This is a genomic window from Amphritea sp. (assembly GCF_050300915.1).
Classification (GTDB): Bacteria; Pseudomonadota; Gammaproteobacteria; order Pseudomonadales; family Balneatricaceae; genus Amphritea.
Window position 1 is genome coordinate 1 of sequence record NZ_JBNKYN010000268.1, and the last position, 502, is coordinate 502.

Annotated in this window: 1 pseudogene; it reads left to right on the plus strand. The window is 51.4% G+C overall.

The window, feature by feature from the left end:
• Nucleotides 1-502, plus strand: a pseudogene (locus ACQY8X_RS21245) (diaminopimelate decarboxylase); the annotation flags it as partial.

The following is a 502-nucleotide window of genomic DNA, read 5'->3' on the forward strand; positions in this document are numbered from 1 at the left end:
GTTTCAATATTGAATCAGAAGCCGAGATACAGACTCTCAACCGGGTTGCGGGTGAACTTGGTAAGATCGCGCCCATCTCTTTTCGCGTCAACCCTGATGTTGATGCAAAGACTCATCCTTACATCTCTACCGGTCTGAAAGAGAACAAATTCGGCATCAATATTGATGATGCTGAGCGAATCTACCTGCATGCACAACAGCAGCCGCATCTCCAGGTCATCGGCATCGACTGTCATATCGGTTCACAGCTGACTGAGATCTCGCCCTTTGTGGATGCCCTGGATCGCCTGCTTGAATTGATTAAAAGGCTCGCTTCTCAGGGCATCCAGATCAAACATCTGGATCTGGGAGGCGGCCTGGGTGTGCGCTATAAAGACGAAACTCCTCCCTTACCTGCGGACTGGGCAAGCGCTCTGAACACACAATTAAGCAGTTTCGATGGGGAAATCATCATTGAGCCAGGGCGCGCGATTGCTGCCAACGCTGGCATCCTGCTGACCAG